At 39.8% G+C, this 1591-nt stretch carries 1 protein-coding gene; it reads right to left on the bottom strand.

Going from position 1 to position 1591, the window contains the following annotated elements; genetic code table 11:
* Positions 1-367: 367 nt before the first annotated feature.
* The gene (locus FTV32_RS16955; RefSeq protein ID WP_179991805.1) at positions 368-667 is read right to left on the bottom strand and encodes a hypothetical protein; all 300 of its coding nucleotides are present in this window, start codon (positions 665-667) and stop codon (positions 368-370) included.
* Positions 668-1591 lie beyond the last annotated feature (924 nt).

Consider the following 1591-nt stretch of genomic DNA (forward strand, 5'->3'; position numbering starts at 1 on the left):
TCGCGTGATGTCCGATCCGTAGGTCGGCACACGCGACAAAATGACAGTATTTTGCTTTTCTTTGTGTCGGCGCGGGACGACGCCTAAGTTCTAGCGATTTTGACGCATACGGGAGCAGTAATCAGAGAAAAAAAGGATTTAAGAAGCATAAAGCTTCAGTTCGCTCATAGACATTCGCTCTGAAAGCCTTGCGCCTTAAGGGTTACGTGAGATTTCGTAAATATACCAAGATCAAAAAAATGCCCTAAAAGATAGACTTAAGGGCATTTTGACTGGAGATATAAAACTAACTTGAGGCTAAAAGCTGAAATTCAAGTAAAGTGCGCCCTTTGGGGTTAAGGGGTCGAACCCCTTACAAGTCCTGTGGCTACGGGGTAGGCTTGCTTAATGAATCAATAAAATCTTTGTTATCCGTTATAAGACCAGTAAAAGCAGCGTCCACAATAGAACGATCATCTAAAACCTGAAATTCTGTCAATTCGGAAAAAGAATAATAATCCCCATCATCTACAGAAAACTCATGATCACCATGAAGATGTAAAACAACCGAAGTAACCTCACCATCACTTTGATAAGTTGTTCCACCCAAACAAATACTATATGAAACTTGTTTGCCTAACAAATCTTTTAAGTGTTCAACTGTTTGATTTATATCAATATTTCCCATTTAAAAAACCTCTATTTATTTAACTATTCAAGTATTAGTGATTTATCATTATGGTGAGAGTTAGAGAAGATCAGGGAATACTCACCCTAGAGCACTAAAAGCACCCTAAGCAGTATTACCCGAACAATGTAAGGCATCACTACGGAGCCGAGCCATCGTTTCACAGGAGCGCATTACAGTCTATTGCTGCGCTTGTCTTGGTTAGGGCATAGATCACCCCCTGAACACGTCCAAAACCGCCTATAAACGCCTTTTAATGATCACCGCAAGGGATTACCCCAATATACTCACGATCAGCGTTTTATGACTACTCATGCCGTTGTCTGCTTTGTTCAGATCCCCCAGTAGCAGACTTAAACCTAAAATGCGCTGGCGTCACTGTACCTCCCACCCACATCAAGGACGGAAATTAATTATTTGGACGGATTAAGAACGAAAGAGGGATTTATTTTAATTCTACGAACGTTATAATCATCTAACAGCACGGAGATTTAATCTTGAATCTTATATCGAGTTTCAGCTCATATAACTTTCGTTATTAATTATTACCAGTAATTAATAACCGTGCATCCAATATAAAACTAAAGCCGATCATAAATCAATATGGTCGGTTTTTTTTATGGAAAATATTTGGATTTTTTTAGATTGAGCGCATAGATCGGATACCGTTACCCCCATCTTATTAGTGGGGGTATTTAAGAAATTCCTTTCAACCCCCCCTATAAACTCGGAGTATTGGATCATTTTTTGATCAATTTCCTGATTATGTTAATCCGTGTGCAAGCAGGACGCAATAGCAATGAAAAATGACCGCTTTCGTTTAAAAAATCCTTGAACTGGCATTTTGTCGCGTGATGTCCGATCCGTAGGTCGGCACACGCGACAAAATGCCAGTATTTTGCTTTTCTTTGTGTCGGCGCGGGA

This window comes from Acinetobacter sp. YH16032 (assembly GCF_013417345.1).
Taxonomy (GTDB): domain Bacteria; phylum Pseudomonadota; class Gammaproteobacteria; order Pseudomonadales; family Moraxellaceae; genus Acinetobacter.

What these genes read in the sequence shown, in the direction of transcription:
- FTV32_RS16955 (WP_179991805.1), bottom strand. Translation starts at nt 667, where the DNA reads ATGGGAAATATTGATATAAATCAAACAGTTGAACACTTAAAAGATTTG.